This is a genomic window from Staphylococcus sp. AtHG25, from assembly GCF_003217445.1.
Taxonomy (GTDB): Bacteria; Bacillota; Bacilli; order Staphylococcales; family Staphylococcaceae; genus Staphylococcus; species Staphylococcus haemolyticus.
In genome coordinates, this window is sequence record NZ_QJSN01000016.1 from 1 (window position 1) to 23,506 (window position 23,506).

Genomic DNA, 23,506 nt, shown 5'->3' on the forward strand with positions numbered 1-23,506 from the left:
AAGGCATTATAAATTACTTATTAGGTGTAGATGTAGAATTATTTAATACATATCACTACGTTCATGAGCTAAGAAGATTATTAAAAGAAAATCAAGTAGAGAAATTTAATTATAAACTCTTTTCTATTCATCTTTCAGATGTGTGTCCTAAATTACGCCCAGTCATTAGAACTTTAAGACGATTAGCAGCTTTCATTGAAAATACTATGACATATTCTAACCTGACCAACGGTCCGTTAGAAGGAATTAATAATAAAATCAAACTCATTAAAAGGGTATCTTTTGGTTATAGAAATTATGATAATTTGCGTAATCGAATTATTATAACTTCGCGACTATTTGCCTCAACAACAAAAAAAGAGATTAAACAACCTAAGGTTGCTTAATCTCAATATTTGGACTCATCAGTCCGATTTGACGTAGAGCCGATTATAATTAAAGATGAATTTGAGGTGAACGTGTATGAAACATAAGAAAACAAATGCGATGCGTATGTTAGACAGAGCCAAAATAGATTATGAAGTCAAAACATTTGAATTGGAAGATGGGCATATGGATGGTGAACGCGTTGCAGAATTAGTCGGTGAAAATGTCCATGATGTTTTTAAAACACTTGTATTAGAAAATGCTGAACATGATCATTTCGTATTTGTAGTTCCAGTCAGTGAGTCATTAGATATGAAAGCAGCGGCAAGTGTCGTTAATGAAAAAAAATTACAGCTAATGCCATTAGATAATTTGAAACAAGTAACAGGTTATATACGAGGTGGTTGTTCTCCAGTAGGTATGAAACATTTATTTCCAACTACAATTGATCAATCTGCTTCTTTACGCGAAAAAATTATCGTGAGTGGTGGACAACGAGGAATTCAAATTGTGTTACAACTTGAAGATCTTGTTTCAATGACAAATGCACAAGTAGAAGACATTACTCAAAAATAGCAATATAGTGACAGATATTACAAATGGGATGACAAATTGTGTAATATCTGTTAATTTTTAAACCGAAATGAATGTTTTTGATTGATTTTGACAATTTGTGATTGAAAAATGTAAGCGTACACATTATAATGTGAGTTGAAGCGGGGTGGTTACATGATTTCTGAAAAAAGACATGACTTAATACTTCAGGAATTAAGGAAAAAAGATTTTCTCACACTCCAAGAATTAATAGAGCGAACAGGTTGCAGCGCTTCAACTGTTAGAAGAGATTTATCGAAATTGCAACAACAAGGTCGACTTCAAAGAGTTCATGGAGGAGCAACATTAAATAGTAATAGAAATAATGAACCAATTCTGTCGGATAAATTGTCGCAAAATTTAAAAGAAAAAAGAGTGATTGGTCAATTTGCTGCAAAACTCATCGAAGATAATGACTGCATTTTTATGGATGCTGGTTCATCAACGATTGAAATGATTCCATTCATTAAAGCACAAAATATTGTAGTGGTTACAAATGGGTTAACACATGTTGAAAAGTTACTTAACCAAGGCATCAAAACTTTGATGATAGGTGGACAGGTTAAAGAAACAACATTTGCCACAGTAGGTGCTAGTGCACTTGATACCTTGAGTCGTTATTGTTTTGATAAGGCTTTTTTAGGAATGAATGGTTTAGATTTAAAATATGGTCTTACGACGCCAGATGAAAAAGAGGCACTAATAAAAGAGAAGGCCATGGAACAAGCAAATCAATCATATGTTTTACTTGATCATTCAAAAATAGATGAAGTTTATTTTGCACATGTGCCAATTAGTCAAAACCATGTTGAAATGGTGGTTTCAAAGCAAACAATAGCACTTTCACATTTTGAACAATATAAAGAGAAGTACGTGTTTATAGGAGGGTAACCATGATTTATACAGTAACATTCAATCCATCTATTGACTACATTATGTTTACTAATGGATTTGAAATAAAAGGGTTAAATAGAGCGACATCTACTTATAAATTTGCAGGTGGAAAAGGTATCAATGTATCTCGTGTTTTAAAAACACTAGGTGTACCATCTACAGCATTAGGATTTACTGGAGGTTTTCCTGGAGAATTTATAGCTCAGACATTAGAAGAAAGTCAAATTAAAACGGACTTTATTAAAGTTGATGATGATACACGTATTAATGTAAAACTTAAATCTGGTGATGAAACTGAAATTAATGCACCTGGACCGTCTATTACTTATGACCAATTTCTAGCATTATTAAATCAAATTAAACAGACAACAAAGGAAGATACAGTCATTGTTGCTGGTAGTGTACCTAAGAGTATTCCAAGTGATGCGTATGCTCAAATTGCAGAAATAACTCAAAGCACAGGTGCAAAATTGGTGGTTGATGCTGAAAAAGATTTAGTTAACACAGTGCTAAAATATCAACCATTATTTATTAAACCTAATAAAGATGAATTAGAAGAAATGTTTGATATGACTGTTGAGAGCGACCAAGATGTTGTTAAGTATGGTCGTGAAATCTTAAAAGAAGGTGCACAATCAGTCATTATATCTTTAGGTGGAGATGGTGCAATTTATATAGATAAAGCACGTAGTATAAAAGCTCAAAATCCTAAAGGACAAGTTGTTAATACGGTTGGTTCAGGAGATAGCACTGTTGCTGGTATGGTGGCAGGTCTTGAATCTGGATTATCACTTGAAGATGCATTTCAACAAGCTGTTGCTTCTGGGACAGCAACGGCATTTACTGAAGATTTAGCGACAATAGAAGATATAGAAAAAATTAAATCACAGGTTACTATTACAGTACTTGATGGAGAGTGAAATTAATGAGAATAACAGAATTACTAACAAAAGATACAATTGCTATGGATTTATCAGCGTCTGATAAAAATGGTGTCATTGATAAATTAGTGAATCAATTAGATAAAGCTGGCAAGTTAAGTGATATTGCTCAATTTAAAGAAGCAATCCATAATCGTGAATCACAAAGTACAACAGGTATTGGAGAAGGAATTGCTATTCCTCATGCAAAAGTAGCAGCAGTAAAATCTCCAGCCATTGCTTTTGGTAAATCTAAGGAAGGTGTGGATTACCAAAGTTTAGACGGTCAACCAGCACATTTATTCTTTATGATTGCTGCTCCAGAAGGTGGCGCACAAACACACTTAGATGCACTAGCTAAATTATCTGGTATTTTAATGGATGATAAAGTGAGAGAAAGCTTACTACATGCTAACTCTCCTGAAGAAGTGCTTCAAATTATTGATAATGCGGATGATGAAGCAACTAAAGAAGAGGAAAAAGAAGCGCAAGAACAAGAGGCAGTGACCGCTGGTGCGACAAGTGGTTCTGCAAATACGACAGATACTAATGAGGCTTATGTATTAGCTGTTACAGCATGTCCTACAGGTATCGCACATACTTATATGGCTCGCGATGCATTGAAAAAACAAGCCGATAAAATGGGCGTTAAAATGAAAGTTGAAACAAATGGTTCAGGCGGTATTAAAAACCATTTAACTCAACAAGACATCGAACGTGCGACAGGTGTTATCGTAGCGGCAGATGTTCATGTTGAAACAGATCGTTTCGACGGTAAAAACGTAGTTGAAGTACCAGTTGCTGATGGTATCAAACGACCAGAAGAACTTATTAACACAGCACTTGATACAAGTCGTAAACCATTTGTAGCACGTGGTGGTAACTCTAAATCTACAGATAGTGAAAGTAATGAGAAACAAAGCTTTGGTAAAGCGTTCTATAAACACTTAATGAACGGTGTATCAAATATGCTACCTTTAGTAATTGCTGGTGGTATCTTGATGGCTATTGTATTCTTATTCGGGGCTAACTCATTTGACCCTAAAAGCTCTGAGCACAACGCTTTTGCAGAACAATTATGGAATATAGGTAATAAGAGTGCCTTTGCCTTAATCATTCCAATCTTATCAGGTTTCATCGCTCGTAGTATTGCAGATAAACCAGGTTTCGCAGCTGGTTTAGTTGGCGGTATGTTAGCAATTTTTGGTGGTTCTGGATTTATTGGTGGTATTATTGCAGGTTTCTTAGCAGGTTACTTAACACAAGGTATTAAATATATTACACGTGGCTTACCACAAGCAGTTGAAGGTTTAAAACCAACGTTAATTTATCCACTATTAAGTGTAACTATCACTGGTTTATTAATGATTTATGCATTTAACCCGCCTGCAGCATGGTTAAATAACTTATTATTAAATGGATTAAATAGCTTATCAGGTTCAAATATTGTATTACTTGGTTTAGTTATCGGTGCAATGATGGCTATCGATATGGGTGGACCATTTAACAAAGCAGCATATGTATTCGCTACAGCAGCATTGACAGAAGGAAATGCCGCACCAATTACTGCAGCAATGGTAGGCGGTATGATTCCACCATTAGCAATCGCAACAGCAATGATATTCTTTAAACGTAAATTCACTAAAGAACAACGTGGTTCTATCGTGCCAAACTATGTGATGGGCTTATCATTCATCACTGAGGGTGCAATTCCATTTGCTGCAGCTGACCCATTACGTGTGATTCCATCAATGATGGTAGGTTCAGGTGTAGGTGGTGCAATTGCATTAGCATTAGGTTCAAGAATCAATGCACCACACGGTGGTATCATTGTTATTGCAGCGACTGACTTTAGTCATATCTTACAAACATTAATTGCTTTAATTGTAGGTACACTTGTTTCAGCAATTATGTATGGTTTATTGAAACCAAAAGTAACTAAAAACGAAATTGAAGCTTCAAAAGCTATGGATGAATAGAAATAAAAATCTCTTGCCCTAATAATTGGGCGAGAGATTTTTTTAATACTTTAATTTATTCTTCATAACTAGACGAGGAGTCTATATTATCAAGATTAAGACAAGATAATGAATTTATTATGAATTATGTCTTGCTTCATTTTTGTCTTAGTCATAAATTACAGTGATAATAAACATTATCATTTCAAATTGATATAGAGTCATTAAAATATGTAAAAATGGGTAGACATATGAGAGTATTTCATAGGAAGCAAAGCGTTTTAGTGATAAAGAATTTATGCTTTGTGACTTCCAAGCGCTTTAGTGTAGTCCTCTCTTGACTATTACGCAATATTAGTTTTTAATGATAAGTTGTAACTTTTTAATCAAAAGCGTTACAATCAACTATTGGTAATTAATATATGATAAAATAAAAGTAATACATTTTTTCGGGGGTGTCGCAATGGGAAGGTCTTAACATGTTTTTATATCGTCAAAGCACATTACGAATTAAATTCGTGTTACCCATATGGGACACATTTATTTGGAGGTGAATCCCTAGGAATAGGGAATTAATTGGATACAGTGACCATAATAAATTTAGTAATATTTTTTCTATTAATAGCATTAACAACAGTATTCGTAGGTTCAGAATTTGCATTAGTTAAAGTACGTTCAACGCGTATTGAACAATTAGCTGAAGAAGGTAATCGTAGCGCTAAAATTGTCAAAAAGATGATTGCGAATCTGGACTATTATTTATCAGCCTGTCAATTAGGTATTACAGTTACTTCATTAGGATTAGGTTGGTTAGGGGAACCAACATTTGAAAAATTGTTGCATCCTCTATTTAACTTATTACAGTTACCTGATGCATTAACTACAACAATCTCATTTGTAATTTCATTCATCGTAGTGACATACTTACACGTAGTATTAGGTGAATTAGCACCGAAATCTATAGCAATTCAACATACAGAAAAATTAGCCCTAACTTACGCTAGACCATTGTACTATTTCGGTAATATAATGAAACCTTTGATTTGGTTAATGAATGGTTCAGCACGTGTGATAATTAGAATGTTGGGTGTTGATCCAGACGCTCAAACTGATGCTATGTCAGAAGAGGAAATTAAGATCATTATTAACAACAGTTATAATGGTGGAGAAATCAATCAAACAGAATTAAACTATATGCAAAACATCTTTTCATTTGATGAGAGACATGCAAAAGATATCATGGTACCACGTACTCAGATGGTGACTTTAAATGAACCATTTAATGTTGACGAATTATTAGAGACGATTAAAGAACATCAATTTACACGTTACCCCATTACTGAGGATGGAGACAAAGACCATATTAAAGGTTTCATTAACGTTAAAGAATTCTTAACAGAGTATGCTTCTGGGAAACCTATCAAAATCAATAATTATATCCATGAATTACCGATGATTTCAGAGACAACTCCCATTAGTGATGCGTTAGTTAGAATGCAACGTGAACACGTACATATCAGTTTAATTATTGATGAGTACGGTGGTACAGCTGGTATTTTAACAATGGAAGATATTCTTGAAGAAATTGTCGGTGAAATACGTGATGAGTTTGATGATGATGAAGTAAATGATATCGTTAAACTTGGTGAAGATACGTATCAGATTAATGGACGTGTCCTTCTTGATGACCTCAATGAAAAATTCAACATTGAATTTGAAGATTCAGAAGACATTGATACAATAGGTGGTTGGCTCCAAGCCCACAACACTAATTTACAAGTTGAAGATCATATCGATACGCAATATGATCGTTGGATTGTGTCTGAAATGGACAATCATCAACTAGTTTGGGTTGTACTTAAATATGAGTTCATCAATAATAGACCAACATTCGGTAAAGACGAAGATGAAAGTGAAGATAAAAAAGATAATAGCGATGAAAGTCGTGAATAATTTAAAGAGTATTGGATGAATTAATATTATACAAAGCTATATCGCAAATTTGCATAAGCTGACTGAGCTGAGAAGGCGCTCTAAATGAAGTGTTTCTCAGTTCTTTTCAATTTTGAGGGCTGGGACAACGAATTCTAAAGAATTCAGTTCCAGTCCTTTTAATTGTTCAATAGACTCTATTAGAGTTATCCTAATTACTAATAGATTAAAATTATCAAGAACGTTAGGAGAAGATATTATGGTAAATGACACACAAATTTTAAACAATGGTTATCCGATGCCGAGACTTGGCTTAGGTGTCTATAAGGTTACAGATGAAGAAATGGAAACAGCGATTCAAGCTGCATTAGATGATGGTTATCGTGCATTTGATACAGCATATTTTTATAACAATGAAGAAGCACTCGGTAAAGCACTAAAAAATAGTGGAGTGCCTCGTGAAGACTTGTTTATTACAACTAAACTATGGAACGACCATCAAGGTTATGATAGTACACTTGAGTATTTTAATCGCTCATTAAATAATTTAGGTTTAGAATATATCGATTTATATTTAATTCACTGGCCTTGCGAAAAAAATGAACTTTATATTGAAACATATAAGGCATTAGAAAAATTATATGAAGAAGGTAAAATAAAAGCAATTGGAGTATGTAACTTCAAAGTGCATCACTTAGAAAAATTAATGCGTGAAACTAATATTGTACCACAAGTTAATCAAATTGAAGTACATCCTTACTTTAATCAACAAGAAGTCCAAGATTTCTGTGATAAGCATGATATAGTAGTTACTGCATGGATGCCATTAATGAGAAACAGAGGATTGTTAGACGATCCTACTATAACAAAACTAGCAAAAGCGTATGATAAAACACCAGCGCAAATCGTATTACGTTGGCACGTGGCACATAATCGTGTTGTCATTCCAAAATCTAAAACACCATCACGTATAAGAGAAAATCATGATATATTTGATTTCAACCTAGAACTAACAGAAATAGCTGAAATAGATAGTTTAAATCGCAATGCGCGTCAAGGTAAAGATCCTGATGAAGTGAGTATAGGTGATTTGAAATAAATTGGTTTCTATTAAATGGAATCAGACATTGAAAATTATAAAATGATTGTATATTTTTTATTTAATTTTTATTAATTATTTGTTAATTGCATAGTTTTTAGTAGAATAGTTATTTATTTTATTGATAAAATAGTACTAAGAATGATGAAAAGGATGTAATTTAATGAAAATCAGAGTCATTGTGCCTTGTTTTAACGAAGGTGAAGTCGTAACAAAAACTTACGACAAATTGACTGAAATTTTGATGAAAGATAGTTTGGACAAAGGGTATGATTATGACCTTTTATTTGTCGACGATGGTAGTAAAGATAACACAATCGACCATGTTCAATATTTAGCAAGCTTAGATCTACATGTTAAATATATTTCTTTCAGCCGAAATTTTGGTAAAGAATCAGCAATGATAGCTGGTTTTCAACATAGTGTGGAATGTGATGCTGTGGTGATGGTAGATGGAGATTTACAACATCCACCAGAATTCATTCCACAAATGATAGAAGGATTCCAAGAGGGGTATGACCAAGTTATTGCTAAGCGAGATCGAACAGGAGAGAACATAGCCCGTAAGTCAATGACTAAGTTATATTATAAATTGATAAATAGCTTTGTCGAAGACATTGAATTCATAGACGGTGTCGGTGACTTTAGATTATTGAGTCAGCGTGCAGTTAAAGCAATGGCTTCTCTTAAAGAATATAACCGCTTTTCAAAAGGTTTATTTGAATGGATTGGTTATAATACTAAAATCTTTACATATCAAAATGTAGAACGAGAAGCGGGTCATTCTAAATGGACATTCACTAAATTATTAAATTATGGTATTGATGGGCTAATTTCATTTAATAATAAACCTTTACGTGCGATGATTTATCTAGGAATGACGATATTCAGTTTAAGTATCGTTTATATCTTGTATCTGCTGATAGGTATAATGGTCAATGGCATTAATAATCCTGGTTATTTTACAACGATAGCTGCGGTATTACTTATTGGCGGAATTCAATTGATTTCTATTGGTGTAGTAGGTGAATATATTGGACGAATTTACTATGAAGTTAAGCAACGACCTAAATATATTGTGCAAGCATCAAATTTAAAAGAACCAACGCACGATCTCAAAGTAGTAGAGCAAGAGAAAGAAAAAGTACATTAATAAAAATCAAAATAAACGCTTGAAGTTTTAAATGATGAAACTTCAAGCGTTTAATTATTTTCTATATGAGGTTTTAAATTAGTATTTTTAAGTTGCCATGCTAGATAGATACCTAAAAGAATATAAATGATTAAGAAGATATACCAGAATGGTGTCAAAATAGTTAATAATACAATCGAAATTATAATAAGCATATAGCCTATAGTAATTGGAAATTTAAGCTTTTTTATAAATTTAAAAATTCCAAGTTCTCCTCTAGAGAAAGTACCTAAAAATATCGCACTAGCACCTATTAAGAATATTGTTGGCGCTAAGTATGGAACAGACATGTAAATTGATTGATCACTTGATCCATAGGTAATAAATAATGAGCAACTTATTATGATAGAAAATATCAAGGCAATAGATTTATACTCATAAATAACAAGTGTATAGTGTTGATGATTCAAGTAATATTGAAGTCCCAACCAACATATAAAAAAAGCGATTGAGCATAATGTTATAAAATTAAATTTGTCGATGACGATAGCATTAATTAAAGCGTTAATCGTTATTGCTATTAATACGGAGCTAAATTTAAGTTGCTTGAATTGGTGCTTATATAAGTCAAAGCCGAGTACACCAAGCACTACGGCGATATTAATTAATACATATATAATCATGCTGTACTCCTATCTCACATAGTTCATTAGAACATTATACCAATTAAAACAAACTTAATCATTTCAAAACACTTAAAAAATATTTTTCATTTATAAAGTAATTATTAAACACCTTTTTTGTTACTCCACAATAACGTATGCAACTGTGGTAAAACATAAACTTGGTTCATATCATTACTAGCCATCACTCTATCAACTAATGCTTCATATCGATTCAAAAGTTTCTCTGTATGGTTGTCAACATCATCATCTAGGTAGGGATTACCTACTTGTAAGTAAAAAGGAATGTTTGGGTAGCGATGATGTATCATTTTGGCGAATTCGTAATCATCATCATCAAAAATAACGACCTTTAAATTAAGTGTTGATTCAATGCATTGTTCGATTACACTATCTAATATGTCAATGTTAGGTTTCATATTAGAGCTTGGTGGTTTAGGACTTATAGTTAAATCGTTAATTTGTCTCATCCATGGTTGGAATTTACTTCCTTGAGTTTCTAAAGCAGTGTATATCTGTTTTTCTTCAAATAAATCCACTAAATCTTGTATACTTTTAATTAGTGCTGGGTTACCTCCAGATATCGTAACGTGATCAAAACAGTCACCGCCGATTTTTTTCAGTTGATTATATATTTCTTCAGCTGTCATTAACTGAATGTCTTCTTTAGCACTTCCATCCCAAGTGAAAGCAGAGTCACACCAACTACAACGATAATCACAGCCTGCAGTTCTAACAAACATCGTTTTGCGACCTATAACACGTCCTTCACCTTGAATCGTAGGTCCAAAAATTTCTAGTACTGGAATTTTAGCAGCCATTATTTATACTCCTTTGGGCGATATACGACATAACTAGTCGGCGTTTCACGTAGATAAACTTGAACACATTGAGGTTGATTATCACAGTTTTGTAGATGAGTTTGGACCATTTTATATATTGTTTGAGCTACAACTTCAGTTGAAGGACTCTTATCTTTAAGTTGAGGTAAATCATTTAATAAGTAGTGATCGAATTGGTCGTGGATTAGTTTTTTTAAATCACTAAAATTGATTAAGAAACCATTATGATCAAGTTTATCCCCTGCAATTGTTAAATTAACAAAGTAAGTATGTCCATGCGTTCTCATACATTTACCGGCATCTTCACTTGGAATGTAATGCGCGGCTGAAAAATTAAAATCTTTATTAAGTTCAAAACTATAGGGGTGGGTAACTGACGGATAAAGTTGTTGAATCATTTTAATTCGCTCCTTTTATTTCTAAATAATGTTGTAGACCACGTTGTCTTAATTGACATGCTGGACATTCTCCACAACCATCACCAATAACACCGTTATAGCATGTAAGTGTATTGTGTCGAATATAATCTAGAACACCTAATTCGTCACTAAGTTCCCATGTCTGTGCTTTGTCTAACCACATTAAAGGGGTATGAATAACAAAGTCTTTATCCATAGATAAACTAAGCGTTACATTCATTGATTTAATAAAGCTATCACGACAGTCTGGATAACCTGAAAAGTCCGTTTCACAAACCCCGGTAATAATATGTTTGGCATTGCGTTGATAAGCTAATGCACCAGCAAATGATAAGAATAATAAATTACGTGCTGGTACAAACGTGTTTGGAATACCGTCTTCACCAGTTTCAATGTCCGTATCATGTTGTGTTAAGGCGTTTGGAGTTAATTGTGATAATAGTGACATATCTAAAATATGATGTTTTAAATTTTGCTCTTTTGCGATGCGTGTAGCAACTTCAATTTCTGCATCATGTCGTTGACCGTAATTAAATGTTACCAATTCAACATCTTTAAAATGTTTTTTAGCGTAAAATAAACACGTTGTGCTATCTTGCCCCCCGCTAAATACTACAATGGTTTTGTCCTTGTTTAAATTTTGATTTGTCATGAATATTCTCCTTTTTTGAAAAGATTAGATCATACTTTATGTTGTCTCTAACCTAGCCATGAGAACATAAAAAAAGTCTATCTCTATAAAAAAGATAGACTTAGAAACATTTCAACTAGTTATATAAAAGTAATGTTACCTTCAAACTAAATATTTCGATTATTGTCTAGTTTTTTATAGAGGGTTTCAGCTAGGAACCTCTTTTGAGTTTTTAGTACGCTAGTTAGCGTAATATATTCACTTCTTAAAATCAAGCTATATTTTAAAGTAATATAAATAGTAAACCCTTACATTTTCAAAAAATTATTAATTATAATAAGGTTATAGATGAAGTTATTTAACATAGAGTTGGAGCGACATAAATGATTATAGTTATAGATAATAAAGATTCATTTACATATAATTTAATAGATTATTTTAAGACAGAAACTGATAAAGGGATAGTTGTATACGAGGTAGATGACGTTTCCGTTGATCTATTAAGGTCATCTAACGTAGAGGCAATTGTCATCTCGCCAGGTCCAGGTAAACCTAGTGACTATCCAATTTTAATTGAAATTATGAATCAATTTGAGGGTGAAATTCCTATATTAGGTGTTTGTTTAGGTTTCCAATTTATTTATGAATATTATGGAGGTACTATTATTCATGGATTAAAGCCGGTTCACGGTCATACCACAACGTTAACTCATAGAGGAACTGGACTATTTAAAGGACTACCTCAATCGTTTGAAGTAATGAGATATCATTCACTCATTGCAGATAAAAATCATATTCCTACCGTTTTAAATATGACAGCTTATAACGAAGAGGGGATTATAATGGCTTTTGAACATAATAAATATCCTATTTATGGCGTTCAGTATCATCCTGAATCTATTTTAAGTGAATATGGTCATGAACAGATACGACTATTTTTAGAAAAAGTGGGGATAGACTATGAAAATCGCATTTAATTATCGATACTATACGACACCTGACCATTTTGAAACAGTAGCATTGAATTTTGGCACGTATGCCTCTAAAAAAGTGGCTTACACTTTGAATGACATCGGTGCAGTAGTTCGCTTTGCTCAAGATGAACAATCAAACGGACGTTACGTAGCACTTTATCTTACATATGAAGCGGCAAAATTTTTTAATCAAGAAATGGCTACGCATGAATTGGATAATAATCAAGTCATAGCTCTTGCATATAGTTTCAATCCTAATATGGCTAAACATCTGTCTAACAATCTTTCACAAAGCTACATACCTAAACATCAGTTTCGCTTTTTGGAGAGTGATGCAGAAATGCAAGATAAGATCAAACAAGTTCAAGACGCAATCACTGATGGAGAAACGTATCAAGTGAACTATACAACGCGTTTAGTTAGTGATATCCATTACCCAATCTCTGATTTATATTATTATTTAACCCAGACAAATAATGGTGGTTATACTGCATTATTAGATGTAGAAGAGATTAAAGTTGCCTCAATTTCTCCTGAATTATTCTTTCAAAAAGGAGCATTTAATAACCAAGAAAATGTAGTCGTAAGTAAACCGATGAAAGGGACAATGCCACGTAGTATTAATAAAGATGAAGATTTGATGAATTATGACATATTGAAAAACTCTCTTAAAGATCGTGCTGAAAATGTAATGATTGTTGATTTATTGCGTAATGATATTTCTAGAATTTCTAAGCCAGGAACTATACACGTTAATAAGCCATTCTTTATAGAAAGTTATAAGACTGTTTATCAAATGACGAGTATGGTCTCGGGTCGATTAGAAGCCGAAACGAGTTTGACTGATATTTTAAAAGCGCTGTTTCCATGTGGTTCCATTACGGGCGCACCGAAACTTAATACGATGTCATACATTAAAGCGCTTGAGCCTAATCCTAGAAATATTTATTGTGGCACAATTGGATTATTATCTCCGGATGATAAAATGATATTTAATATTCCAATTAGAACGCTTGAGTATCGAAATGAGAAAGTTCATTACGGTGTAGGTGCAGGTATTACAATTGATTCTATACCTGAAAAAGAAGTACAAGAGTTTCGAGATAAAACAAAGATATTGGAGATGTTATAAATGAACTTGTTTGAAACGATGCGTCTGGAAAATGGTGAAATTCCAAGACTTCAATATCATATTAATCGAATACAACAATCATGTGGACGTTTGGGTTATGCCTTTTCAAAGGAGAACTGGTTACATCTTGTAAAAAAGATTATAAAAAATCATCAACAGGGCACGTTCCGACTTAAAATAGAAATAGATAAAACTGGCGATATGAATTATGTAATTAAACCTTTATCTCCAAAGTCGCTATTTACGGCTAAATTTCAGCAAGTTCAAACGCATTATAACGAACGATATATCATTAACAAAACCACAGAACGCCAGCATTTAACACACGATCATGAGACAGATTTAATATTATTATATGATGAAAAAGGTAAAATTCTGGAATTTGATATTGGTAATATAATGATAGAGGAAGATGGTACATACTATACGCCGAGTTATGACAACGACTTTTTATTGGGGTGCATGCGTCAATCTCTTATAGATGAAGGAAAACTTTCAATCAAAAATTATACTAAAACAGAACTCAGTGAGAAATTAAATAATCAGCAGGTACGTATCTATTTACTAAATAGTTTACGAGAGGTTGCCGATGTGTCTATTTATCTATAAAATAATATTGGAAGTATATGCGTATTTATTGATAAAAACGAACTAACGGAGTGAATTATGGCAATATTATGGGTTGTAATTATTGTGATTTTAAATGTGATAAGTAAATATTTAGCAGATCGATATTTAAATAATAATGCACTCATTAAGGCACGTATTGTGGCAACCGTTACCGTTTTAATTCAATGTGTATTCATTTATTTTTTAATTAATTCAATCATTCCTTATGTGGTTGATTTTCTAAATATATTTTATCATCATTAAATATAATTGTTTTGAGGTGGAGTTATGAAGATTTATAGTCAGGGAGATCAAGCAATTGTAATTGCGGTTGAAAAAGATGTATCTAAAAATGTAACAACTGAGTTAATCGCAGTACGTAATCATTTATTAAAGAAAGATTTACCATTTATAACTGAAATTGTTCCTACTGAATCAGATATGATGATTTGCTATGATGCTCGAGATATGATTAAACATCATAACATTACTTCACCTTTTCAATATATGAAGGCATTAGTAACATCTATACAAGAAGAAATAAAACAATTAGAAATGAACAAAGATGAGAGCACGACCTATGAAATTCCTATTATTTATGGTGATGAATTTGGTCCCGATTTACAGGATTTGCTAGAGTATTACAAATTAACAAAAGATGAATTTATTCAATTACATTCTGGTAATGCTTACTTTGTCTCTATGATGGGCTATGCTCCTGGCTTTCCATATTTAACTGGAATGAATGAAGCATTGTATGTTAATCATACAAGTAATAAGAAGAAACTTGTTACTGCAGGTTCAGTTATTATTGAAGGGAAAAAATGCGGGATTGTTACAACTGATACATATAATGATTGGTTAGTGATAGGGTACACGCCTATAACGTTGTTTACTCCTGAACAAGAAGATTTTACACTGCTAAAATTAGGAGATAATGTCACTTTCAAACCAGAAAAACGCAAAGATATTGAATTAGGAGAATTTAAACCATGTCAATCATAATAGAAAAAGCCGGATTGTTTAGTAGTTTCCAAGATTTCGGGCGTCATGGATATGAATATGCAGGTGTTATTCCGTGTGGAGCTTTAGACACGCTAGGTCATGAAATAGCAAATCGTCTTGTCGCTAATGACAAGAATGAAGCAACACTTGAAATGACACATATTATGGCTAAAATTCGATTCACTGAACCTACTTTAATTGCATTAACAGGTCAAAATTTTGAAGCTTATACACAAAACCTGCGAGTAAAACCTTATAAAATATACCTTTTAGGTAAAGATGATGTGTTATCTTTTAAAGAAACAAATAAAACGTCACGTGTATATCTTGCTATAGGTGGAGGATTTAAATTAGACAGTTGGCTGGGTTCGAATTCTACAGATTTAAATGTTCACATTGGTGGCTATCACGGGCGTAAACTTGAAAATGGCGATGAAGTTGAAATGAAAAGAGAATATACTGAACGTCATCATAAGTTGTTTGAAAATCTAAAAGAAAAGCGTACTACTGATTGGGGTATTGATGGTTATGCATTGTCGTTCAACTATATCTCTGACGTGTTTCATGTTATCGCTAATAAAGGTACTGAAGACTTTGATAAGGAAACGCAATCCCATTTTATTAAAGGCGAATATAAAGTAACTAATAAATCAAATCGTGTTGGTATGTTATTAGATGGTGAGAAGATAAAAGCATATTACGATGATATGCCTGCACATCAATCTGTTAAAAGAGGAACGATTCAAGTTAAAAGAGATGGTACACCGATTATCTTATTAAACGATCATTATACAATAGGAAGTTACCCTCAAATTGGAACGATTGCGAGTTATCATTTGACTAAACTTGCACAGAAACCACAAGGGTCACGTTTGAAATTCCAATTTATTGATATTGAAACCGCTGAAAAAAATGTTGTAAAATTTAGCAATTGGATGAATCAACTGTTTCACGGCATTGAATTCAGAATGCAATTAGAAATGATGAAATAACTGTTAATAATTAATTAAATGTACGACTTATTTAAACGGTTTTTTTAATAGATTGAGTAGGTCTATAGTCTGATTAAAAATATCATATAAGAAGCTATAATAAATAAATCAGTGCGTCATCATTATACTTGTATATATTTGTGACAAACTATTGAGATGTCGATATATAAAGATGTTTTTTCTTGATAAATGAGTAAAAATACTATATATTTATATATTGAACTACGGGCAATATTACAATAATATTACAAAGTTCATAATTTGTTAATATTTTATTAATAATTAAATAGAATAGCATCCAACATTGTATACATAAGGCATTACTAACGGATAGTTCGTCATTGGGACAAATATGTAAGAGTGAATTATCGTTTGTATTTAATGTATGTGTATGACATATTCTTAATAAATTAAAATAGCGAAATTTAAAAATTAGTAAGTAATTGCATAACGGTCATATTTGAGTAAGTGTTTAAGTCTTCGGTTAAGTCTTTAACATTTCTTCAAAGTTGAATAACTATAAACGGAGGAAACATACATGAGTTTACACAAAAAGAAAATAAGTCTTTTTGCGTTTTTCTTACTGACTGTTTTTACAGTGACATTGAAGACGTATTTTTCATATTATGTTGATTTTTCTTTGGGTGTTAAAGGACTAGTTCAAAACTTAATACTATTGATGAATCCATATAGTTTAATCGCGCTTATTTTAAGTGTGTTCTTATTCTTTAAAGGAAAAAAAGCATATTGGTTCATCTTTATTGGAGGATTTTTACTATCATTCTTGCTATATGCAAATGTAGTTTATTTTAGATTCTTCTCAGACTTTTTAACATTTAGTACACTTAACCAAGCGGGGAATGTTGAGTCTATGGGTGGTGCTGTTGGGGCATCATTTAAATGGTATGACTTTGTTTACTTTATAGATACTATTATTTATCTATTTATCCTTATTTTCAAAGGAAGTTGGTTAGATAAGCGTGTTTTCAGTAAAAAGTTTGTACCGGTTGTAATGGCTGCTTCAGTAGCATTATTCTTCTTGAACTTAGCTTTTGCTGAAACAGATCGTCCTGAGTTATTAACACGTACGTTTGACCATAAATATTTAGTGAAGTATTTAGGTCCATATAACTTTACAGTTTATGATGGCGTTAAAACGATCCAGAATAACCAACAAAAAGCATTGGCTTCTGAAGATGACCTAACTAAAGTATTGAATTACACGAAACAAAAAAATACAACACCAAATTCAGAGTATTTTGGTGCTGCTAAGAAGAAAAATATTATTAAAATACATCTAGAAAGTTTCCAAACATTTTTAATCAATAAAAAGGTTAATGGTAAAGAAGTAACACCGTTCTTAAATAAATTATCGACAGGTAACGAAGATTTTAGATATTATCCAAACTTCTTCCATCAAACTGGTCAAGGTAAAACATCAGACGCTGAGTTCACATTGGATAACAGCCTTTATGGTTTACCACAAGGTTCTGCATATTCATTAAAAGGTGATAATACTTACCAATCATTACCTGCTATATTAGATCAAAAGCAAGGTTATACTTCTGATGTTATGCACGGTGACTACAAAACATTCTGGAACCGTGACCAAGTTTATAAACATTTTGGTATTGATAAGTTCTACGATGCAACATATTATGATATGTCTGACGATAATATTGTTAACTTAGGTTTAAAAGATAAACCGTTCTTTAAAGAGTCAGCAGAATATCAATCTAAAATGAAAGGACCATTCTATTCACACTTAATTACATTAACAAACCACTACCCATTCACATTGAGTGAGGAAGATGCAGATATTGATAAACCTAATACAGGTGATTCAACTGTTGATGGTTACATTCAAACAGCGCATTATTTAGACCAAGCACTTGAAGAGTACGTAACAGATCTTAAGAAGAAAGGTTTATACGACGATTCAGTTATTATGATATATGGTGACCATTATGGTATTTCAGAGAACCATAATAATGCGATGGAAAAATTATTAGGTGAAAAGATTACGCCAGCGAAATTTATGGACTTAAACCGTACAGGTTTCTGGCTAAAAATTCCTGGTAAAGAAGGTACAGTAGATAAGACATATGCTGGTCAAATGGATGTTATGCCTACTATATTACATTTAGTAGGAATTGACTCTAAAAACTTCTTAATGTTTGGTACTGACATGTTATCTAAAGATCATAATGATGTAATTCCATTCCGTAATGGTGATTTCATTACGAAAGATTACAAATATGTAAACGGTAAAGCATATTCTAATAAAACTAATGAATTATTAGAAACGGAACCTAAAGATTTAGATAAGAATAAGAAACAGGTTGAGAAAGATTTAGAAATGAGTGACAATGTCTTAAATGGTGACTTGCTCAGATTCTATAAAAATCCTGATTTCAAAAAAATTGACCCGTCTAAATATGAATACAAAACTGGTCCTAAAGGGAACCAAAAATAATCAAGTAGAGTCTATAATATAAATTTTTTAGACTAATGAAAAAAGACAATTTCTATTGAAATAAATAGAAATTGTCTTTTTTAATATGATTTTGATTATGTGCAACATGTTGAGTTGCAATATATAGTTGATGCTATAGATACATGTCTTAAATGATGTTGTAATTTAAATAATTGCTGATTAATAGTTAATTTAAATATCTATGATAATTGCAAATTTTATCCAAGCGCTACATCTAAAATCATCATAATTGTAAAGCCTAACATTAGACTTAGTGTTGCTAAATCCGTGTTGTTACCAGATTGTGAGTCAGGTATAAGTTCTTCAACAACAACGAATATCATAGCTCCAGCTGCAAAAGCTAATGCATAAGGTAAAACAGGTGTAATAACTAAAATCAATGCAGCGCCAATAGTAGCAAAGATAGGTTCTACAATTGCAGAAGCTTGTCCGTAATTAAACGCTTTCCAACGAGACGCGCCTGCCGCTCTAATAGGCATAGATAATGCTGCACCTTCCGGAATGTTTTGTATTCCTATACCAATTGCTAACCCTAAAGCACCTAGAAATGTAGCTTGACTATTTCCAGTTGCTATACCACCAAAAGCAACACCAATCGATAGTCCTTCTGGAATATTATGTAACGTAATAGCTAGTACTAATAATGTATTCTTACTTAAAGAAGTCTTAACACCCTCGCGGTACTGACTCTTATCGCCAATTCTTTGATGTAAATGAGGAATAACTGAATCGAGGACACGTATAAAGATACCACCAAATAAAAAGCCAATTGCAGCAGGTAACCAAGCAGGTAAACTACCATCTTTACCATAGTCAATAGAGGGTTGTAATAAAGACCAAAAGCTGGCAGCTATCATAATGCCCGCAGCAAATCCTTGCATAGATGTTAGTATTCGTTCATTTACGGATTTAAATATAAATACAGAAGCAGCACCTAATGCTGTGAGTAGCCAAGTAATAATACCTGCTAAAAGCGCCTGTATATAAGGCGGTAAATTTTCGAAAAAGTCAATCATAACTCTTGTCTCCTTGTATCATTTAAGCCTAAAAAGGTGTATAATATATAGAACTGATTTAAGCTTATCAAAAATATTTAAAAAATTCGATATTTCGATTTGGAAAAGGAAGTAGATGCATGGAAGCGTATAAAATAGAGAACTTAAATAAATCATATGCGGATAAAATCATTTTCGATGATTTAAACCTATCTATTTCTGAACATGAAAGAATAGGATTGGTTGGAATAAATGGTACTGGTAAAAGTACTCTACTTAAAGTTATCGGGAATATAGATGATGATTATACAGCTGATATTACGCATCCTAATCAATATCGTATACGGTATTCTTCTCAAAAGCAGGATCTAGATGGAGATATGACTGTTTTTCAAGCTGTACTTACCTCAGACACAACGACTCTTCAAATTATAAAAGCTTATGAAGAAGCAGTTAATGCATATACACAACAACAAGATGACGCGCATTTTCAAAAGATGATGGAAGCACAAGAGGCTATGGACCAAAATAGTGCATGGGATTATAATGCTGAAATTAAAACCATATTATCTAAACTAGGTATTAATGATACGACTAAAAAGGTGAACGAACTGTCAGGTGGTCAACAAAAACGTGTTGTGCTAGCTAAAACGCTTATTGAACAACCTGATTTATTATTATTAGACGAACCTACAAACCACCTAGACTTTGAATCCATAACATGGCTAATTAATTATGTGAAGCAGTACCCTCATACTGTATTGTTCGTAACCCATGATCGTTACTTTTTAAATGAAATTGCTAGTAGAATCATTGAATTAGATCGAGGTAAATTAAAATCTTATCCAGGTAATTATGAAGATTACATAGCAATGCGAGCAGAAAATGAAATTATTGAACAAAAACAACAAGAAAAACAAAAGGCTTTATATAAACAAGAATTAGCTTGGATGAGAGCTGGCGCCAAGGCAAGAACTACAAAGCAACAAGCGCGTATCAATCGTTTTAATGATTTGGAATCAGAAGTACAAGCTCAACACGTTCAAGATAAAGGGCAACTGAGTCTAGCGTATTCAAGATTAGGCAAACAAGTGTATGAGTTGGAACAACTTTCAAAACAAATTAACGGCAGAACATTATTTGAAGATATTACTGAAGTTATTCAAAGTGGGCAACGTATTGGTATAGTTGGGCCAAATGGAGCTGGAAAGACCACGTTATTAAATATTTTAAGCGGAGAAGAGAACGATTATACAGGCACACTTAAAATTGGCCAAACTGTAAAAGTAGCATACTTTAAACAAACAGAAGAAACGTTAGATAGAGATATACGTATGATTGATTACCTACGAGAAGAGAGTGAAGTGGCTAAAGAGAAGGATGGAACTTCAATTTCTGTAACTCAATTACTAGAACGTTTCTTGTTCCCAAGCTCAACACATGGTAAGAAGATATACAAATTATCAGGCGGAGAGCAAAAACGCTTATATTTATTAAGATTACTCGTGCATCAACCTAATGTACTGTTACTGGATGAACCGACAAATGACTTAGATACAGAAACATTAACTATTTTAGAAGATTATATTAGTAGTTTCGGTGGTTCAGTTATAACTGTTAGTCATGATCGCTATTTTTTAAATAAAGTCGCTCAAGAGTACTGGTATATTCATGACGGAAAGATGGAACGTATTGTAGGTGCCTTTGAAGATTATGAGTCTTATAAGAAAGAGCAGGATAAATTAGTTGCACTAGAGAAACAAGCACAACAACCAAAACAAAAAACAACGGTGCGAAAAAAATCAGGGTTGTCTTATAAGGAAAAACGAGAATACGAAACTTTAATGGATCGTATAGAACAAACTGAAACACGCTTAGAAGAAATAGATGAAGAGATGATTGAGGCCAGTGCTGATTATGCCAAAATCAAAGAATTAAATGAAGAGAAAGAACAATTAGAACTAACATATGAAACAGACATCACGAGATGGAGTGAATTAGAAGAACTAAAAGAGCAATAAGGGGAATGTAAAGTATGAAAGCAACATTATCGCATTATTTTGGGTATGACAAGTTCAGACCTGGTCAAAAAGAAATCATTACTAAAATAATGGATCATCATAATGTTTTAGGTGTATTACCTACAGGTGGTGGTAAATCAATTTGCTACCAAGTTCCTGGATTAATGTTAGGTGGAACGACAATTGTAATTAGTCCACTAATATCTTTAATGAAAGACCAAGTTGATCAACTTAAAGCAATGGGGATTAAAGCAGCATTCTTAAATAGTAGTTTAACTAAGAAGCAACAAAAAGAAATCGAAGATGATTTAATGAAAGGTCATATTCAGTTTTTATATGTTGCGCCAGAACGTTTTGATAATCAATATTTTTTAAGTTTATTAAGTCGAATTGATATTCATCTTATCGCATTTGATGAGGCACATTGTATTTCTAAGTGGGGGCATGACTTTAGACCTAGCTATCAAAGTGTAATTAAGAAAGTATTCACGTTACCTCAAAACTTTACAATCGTTGCACTAACAGCAACAGCTACTGCAGAAGTACAACAAGATATTATGGAAAAATTAAACATCGATAGACGAGATGAAGTAAAAACAAGTACGAAACGTCGGAATCTTATTTTTAAAGTGAATCCTACCTATCAACGTCAGAAATTTGTTGTAGATTATGTGCAGAAACATAAAGAACAAGCAGGAATTATCTATTGCTCTACACGTAAACAAGTTGAGGAGTTACAAGAAGCATTAGATGTTATCAATGTTTCTTCGGCAATTTATCATGCTGGTTTAACAAATAAAGAACGTGAGACTGCTCAAAACGAATTTGTATATGATAAAGTGAGGGTTGTTATAGCGACAAATGCTTTTGGTATGGGGATAGATAAATCAAATGTTAGATACGTTATACACTATAATATGCCAGGTGATTTAGAATCATATTATCAAGAGGCAGGCCGTGCAGGTCGTGATGGATTAGAAAGTGAATGCATTCTTTTATTTAGTGAACGTGATAAAGGATTGCATGAATATTTTATTACAGTTTCACAGGCTGATGAAGATTATAAGGATAAAATGGGTGAGAAACTCACTAAAATGATTCAATACACGATAACGAAAAAATGCCTTGAAGCGACTGTAGTACATTACTTTGAACCTAACGAAAAATTAGAAGAGTGCGGGCAATGTAGTAGCTGCATTCAACAAAATAAAACATATGATATGACGCAAGAAGCTAAAATGATCATTAGTTGTATCGCACGCATGCGTCAAAAAGAAATCTATAGCATAATCATTCAAGTCTTGCGTGGAGAAACAAGTGATTATATTAAATATAATGATTATGATAAGTTGACAACACATGGTTTGATGAAAGATTATACCACTTCAGAATTAAGTCATTTAATTGATGAATTGCGCTTCAAAGGGTTTTTAAACGAAAATGATGAAATCTTAATATGTGATGAAAGTGTTAAAAAGTTACTTAACAATAAAGAGAAAGTATTTACGACACCATTTAAACAAAAATCCAAAGAAAAAGTCTATATCAATACAGTTGAAGGTGTAGATCGAGCATTATACAGTGAATTAGTTGAAGTTCGACGTAAGTTAAGTGAGAAATTGGATATTGCACCGGTTAGTATTTTTTCTGATTACACGTTAGAAGAGTTTGCTAAACGCAAGCCAGAATCCAAACAAGAAATGATATCAATAGATGGTGTTGGTAGCTATAAATTGAAACATTATTGCCCAAAATTCTTAGAAATTATACATTCATATAAAGCGAGTATATAAAGTGAAAGGTAAGGTTGT

At 32.6% G+C, this 23,506-nt stretch carries 22 protein-coding genes and 1 riboswitch; of the genes, 17 read left to right on the forward strand and 5 right to left on the reverse strand.

The window, feature by feature from the left end; translation table 11 throughout:
• From BDW31_RS10350 to BDW31_RS10385, 8 genes are all read left to right on the forward strand, one after another.
• The coding region (locus BDW31_RS10350) for a transposase (protein ID WP_142641273.1) at nucleotides 1-386 on the forward strand (386 nt) is incomplete at its 5' end.
• Nucleotides 387-462: 76 nt separating this feature from the next.
• On the forward strand, nucleotides 463-942 hold the full coding sequence (gene ybaK / locus BDW31_RS10355; protein ID WP_037548444.1) for a Cys-tRNA(Pro) deacylase: 480 nt from the start codon (nucleotides 463-465) through the stop codon (nucleotides 940-942).
• A 153-nt stretch (nucleotides 943-1,095) separates the two neighbouring features.
• Entirely contained in the window at nucleotides 1,096-1,851 is a 756-nt protein-coding gene (locus BDW31_RS10360) for a DeoR/GlpR family DNA-binding transcription regulator (protein ID WP_053018723.1), read from the forward strand.
• 2 nt (nucleotides 1,852-1,853) lie between these two features.
• The gene (gene pfkB / locus BDW31_RS10365; RefSeq protein WP_053024215.1) at nucleotides 1,854-2,774 is read left to right on the forward strand and encodes a 1-phosphofructokinase; all 921 of its coding nucleotides are present in this window, start codon (nucleotides 1,854-1,856) and stop codon (nucleotides 2,772-2,774) included.
• Between the two features lie 5 nt (nucleotides 2,775-2,779).
• The gene (locus BDW31_RS10370; protein WP_110709627.1) at nucleotides 2,780-4,753 is read left to right on the forward strand and encodes a PTS fructose transporter subunit IIABC; all 1,974 of its coding nucleotides are present in this window, start codon (nucleotides 2,780-2,782) and stop codon (nucleotides 4,751-4,753) included.
• 555 nt (nucleotides 4,754-5,308) lie between these two features.
• A complete protein-coding gene (locus tag BDW31_RS10375) occupies nucleotides 5,309-6,685 on the forward strand; it encodes a hemolysin family protein (protein ID WP_037548454.1) in 1,377 nt (458 codons plus the stop codon).
• 238 nt (nucleotides 6,686-6,923) lie between these two features.
• A complete protein-coding gene (locus BDW31_RS10380) occupies nucleotides 6,924-7,763 on the forward strand; it encodes an aldo/keto reductase (protein ID WP_011276452.1) in 840 nt (279 codons plus the stop codon).
• 163 nt (nucleotides 7,764-7,926) lie between these two features.
• Nucleotides 7,927-8,916: a glycosyltransferase family 2 protein gene (locus BDW31_RS10385; RefSeq protein ID WP_037548456.1), complete on the forward strand. Its 990-nt coding sequence runs from the start codon at nucleotides 7,927-7,929 to the stop codon at nucleotides 8,914-8,916.
• A gap of 50 nt (nucleotides 8,917-8,966) precedes the next feature.
• Here the strand turns inward: BDW31_RS10385 and BDW31_RS10390 are convergent, their stop codons facing one another.
• From BDW31_RS10390 to queC, 4 genes are all read right to left on the reverse strand, one after another.
• Nucleotides 8,967-9,578 carry a DUF2273 domain-containing protein gene (locus BDW31_RS10390; protein WP_037548459.1) on the reverse strand — a complete coding sequence of 204 codons (612 nt, stop codon included), beginning with the start codon at nucleotides 9,576-9,578 and terminating at the stop codon, nucleotides 8,967-8,969.
• A 104-nt stretch (nucleotides 9,579-9,682) separates the two neighbouring features.
• The gene (queE, locus tag BDW31_RS10395; RefSeq protein ID WP_053024218.1) at nucleotides 9,683-10,399 is read right to left on the reverse strand and encodes a 7-carboxy-7-deazaguanine synthase QueE; all 717 of its coding nucleotides are present in this window, start codon (nucleotides 10,397-10,399) and stop codon (nucleotides 9,683-9,685) included.
• Nucleotides 10,399-10,818 (reverse strand): 6-carboxytetrahydropterin synthase QueD, encoded by a 420-nt coding sequence (gene queD, locus BDW31_RS10400; protein WP_037548465.1) that lies wholly within the window; start codon nucleotides 10,816-10,818, stop codon nucleotides 10,399-10,401. Before queD ends, queE begins: the two co-directional genes overlap by 1 nt.
• A 1-nt stretch (nucleotide 10,819) precedes the next feature.
• Complete coding sequence (gene queC / locus BDW31_RS10405; RefSeq protein ID WP_053024219.1) at nucleotides 10,820-11,491, reverse strand: 7-cyano-7-deazaguanine synthase QueC; 672 nt, start codon at nucleotides 11,489-11,491, stop codon at nucleotides 10,820-10,822.
• Between the two features lie 160 nt (nucleotides 11,492-11,651).
• Nucleotides 11,652-11,698: riboswitch (PreQ1 riboswitch) on the reverse strand.
• A 155-nt stretch (nucleotides 11,699-11,853) separates the two neighbouring features.
• Here queC and BDW31_RS10410 point away from each other — a divergent pair.
• The 7 genes from BDW31_RS10410 to ltaS all read left to right on the forward strand — a co-directional run bounded on the left by BDW31_RS10410 (nucleotide 11,854) and on the right by ltaS (nucleotide 18,658).
• Nucleotides 11,854-12,447, forward strand: coding sequence for an anthranilate synthase component II (locus BDW31_RS10410; protein WP_037548470.1), 594 nt, complete (start codon nucleotides 11,854-11,856; stop codon nucleotides 12,445-12,447).
• Nucleotides 12,431-13,576, forward strand: coding sequence for an aminodeoxychorismate synthase component I (gene pabB, locus BDW31_RS10415; protein WP_037548478.1), 1,146 nt, complete (start codon nucleotides 12,431-12,433; stop codon nucleotides 13,574-13,576). Before BDW31_RS10410 ends, pabB begins: the two co-directional genes overlap by 17 nt.
• A complete protein-coding gene (locus BDW31_RS10420; protein WP_053024220.1) occupies nucleotides 13,577-14,185 on the forward strand; it encodes an aminotransferase class IV in 609 nt (202 codons plus the stop codon).
• 57 nt (nucleotides 14,186-14,242) lie between these two features.
• Nucleotides 14,243-14,449: a hypothetical protein gene (locus BDW31_RS10425; RefSeq protein ID WP_037548483.1), complete on the forward strand. Its 207-nt coding sequence runs from the start codon at nucleotides 14,243-14,245 to the stop codon at nucleotides 14,447-14,449.
• Nucleotides 14,450-14,473: 24 nt separating this feature from the next.
• Nucleotides 14,474-15,190, forward strand: a complete 717-nt coding sequence (locus tag BDW31_RS10430) for a 5-oxoprolinase subunit B family protein (RefSeq protein ID WP_053024221.1) — start codon at nucleotides 14,474-14,476, stop codon at nucleotides 15,188-15,190.
• Nucleotides 15,178-16,182 (forward strand): 5-oxoprolinase subunit C family protein, encoded by a 1,005-nt coding sequence (locus tag BDW31_RS10435; protein WP_110709629.1) that lies wholly within the window; start codon nucleotides 15,178-15,180, stop codon nucleotides 16,180-16,182. Before BDW31_RS10430 ends, BDW31_RS10435 begins: the two co-directional genes overlap by 13 nt.
• 538 nt (nucleotides 16,183-16,720) lie before the next feature.
• Nucleotides 16,721-18,658 (forward strand): polyglycerol-phosphate lipoteichoic acid synthase LtaS, encoded by a 1,938-nt coding sequence (gene ltaS / locus BDW31_RS10440; RefSeq protein WP_110709630.1) that lies wholly within the window; start codon nucleotides 16,721-16,723, stop codon nucleotides 18,656-18,658.
• A 218-nt stretch (nucleotides 18,659-18,876) separates the two neighbouring features.
• Here ltaS and BDW31_RS10445 read toward each other — a convergent pair whose 3' ends face one another.
• Nucleotides 18,877-19,695: a ZIP family metal transporter gene (locus tag BDW31_RS10445; protein ID WP_053024224.1), complete on the reverse strand. Its 819-nt coding sequence runs from the start codon at nucleotides 19,693-19,695 to the stop codon at nucleotides 18,877-18,879.
• A 119-nt stretch (nucleotides 19,696-19,814) separates the two neighbouring features.
• Between BDW31_RS10445 and BDW31_RS10450 the strand changes: the two genes are divergently transcribed.
• Together BDW31_RS10450 and recQ are read left to right on the forward strand one after the other, a co-directional pair.
• Entirely contained in the window at nucleotides 19,815-21,695 is a 1,881-nt protein-coding gene (locus BDW31_RS10450) for an ABC-F family ATP-binding cassette domain-containing protein (RefSeq protein ID WP_053024225.1), read from the forward strand.
• 14 nt (nucleotides 21,696-21,709) lie between these two features.
• On the forward strand, nucleotides 21,710-23,488 hold the full coding sequence (recQ, locus tag BDW31_RS10455; protein WP_110709632.1) for a DNA helicase RecQ: 1,779 nt from the start codon (nucleotides 21,710-21,712) through the stop codon (nucleotides 23,486-23,488).
• Nucleotides 23,489-23,506 lie beyond the last annotated feature (18 nt).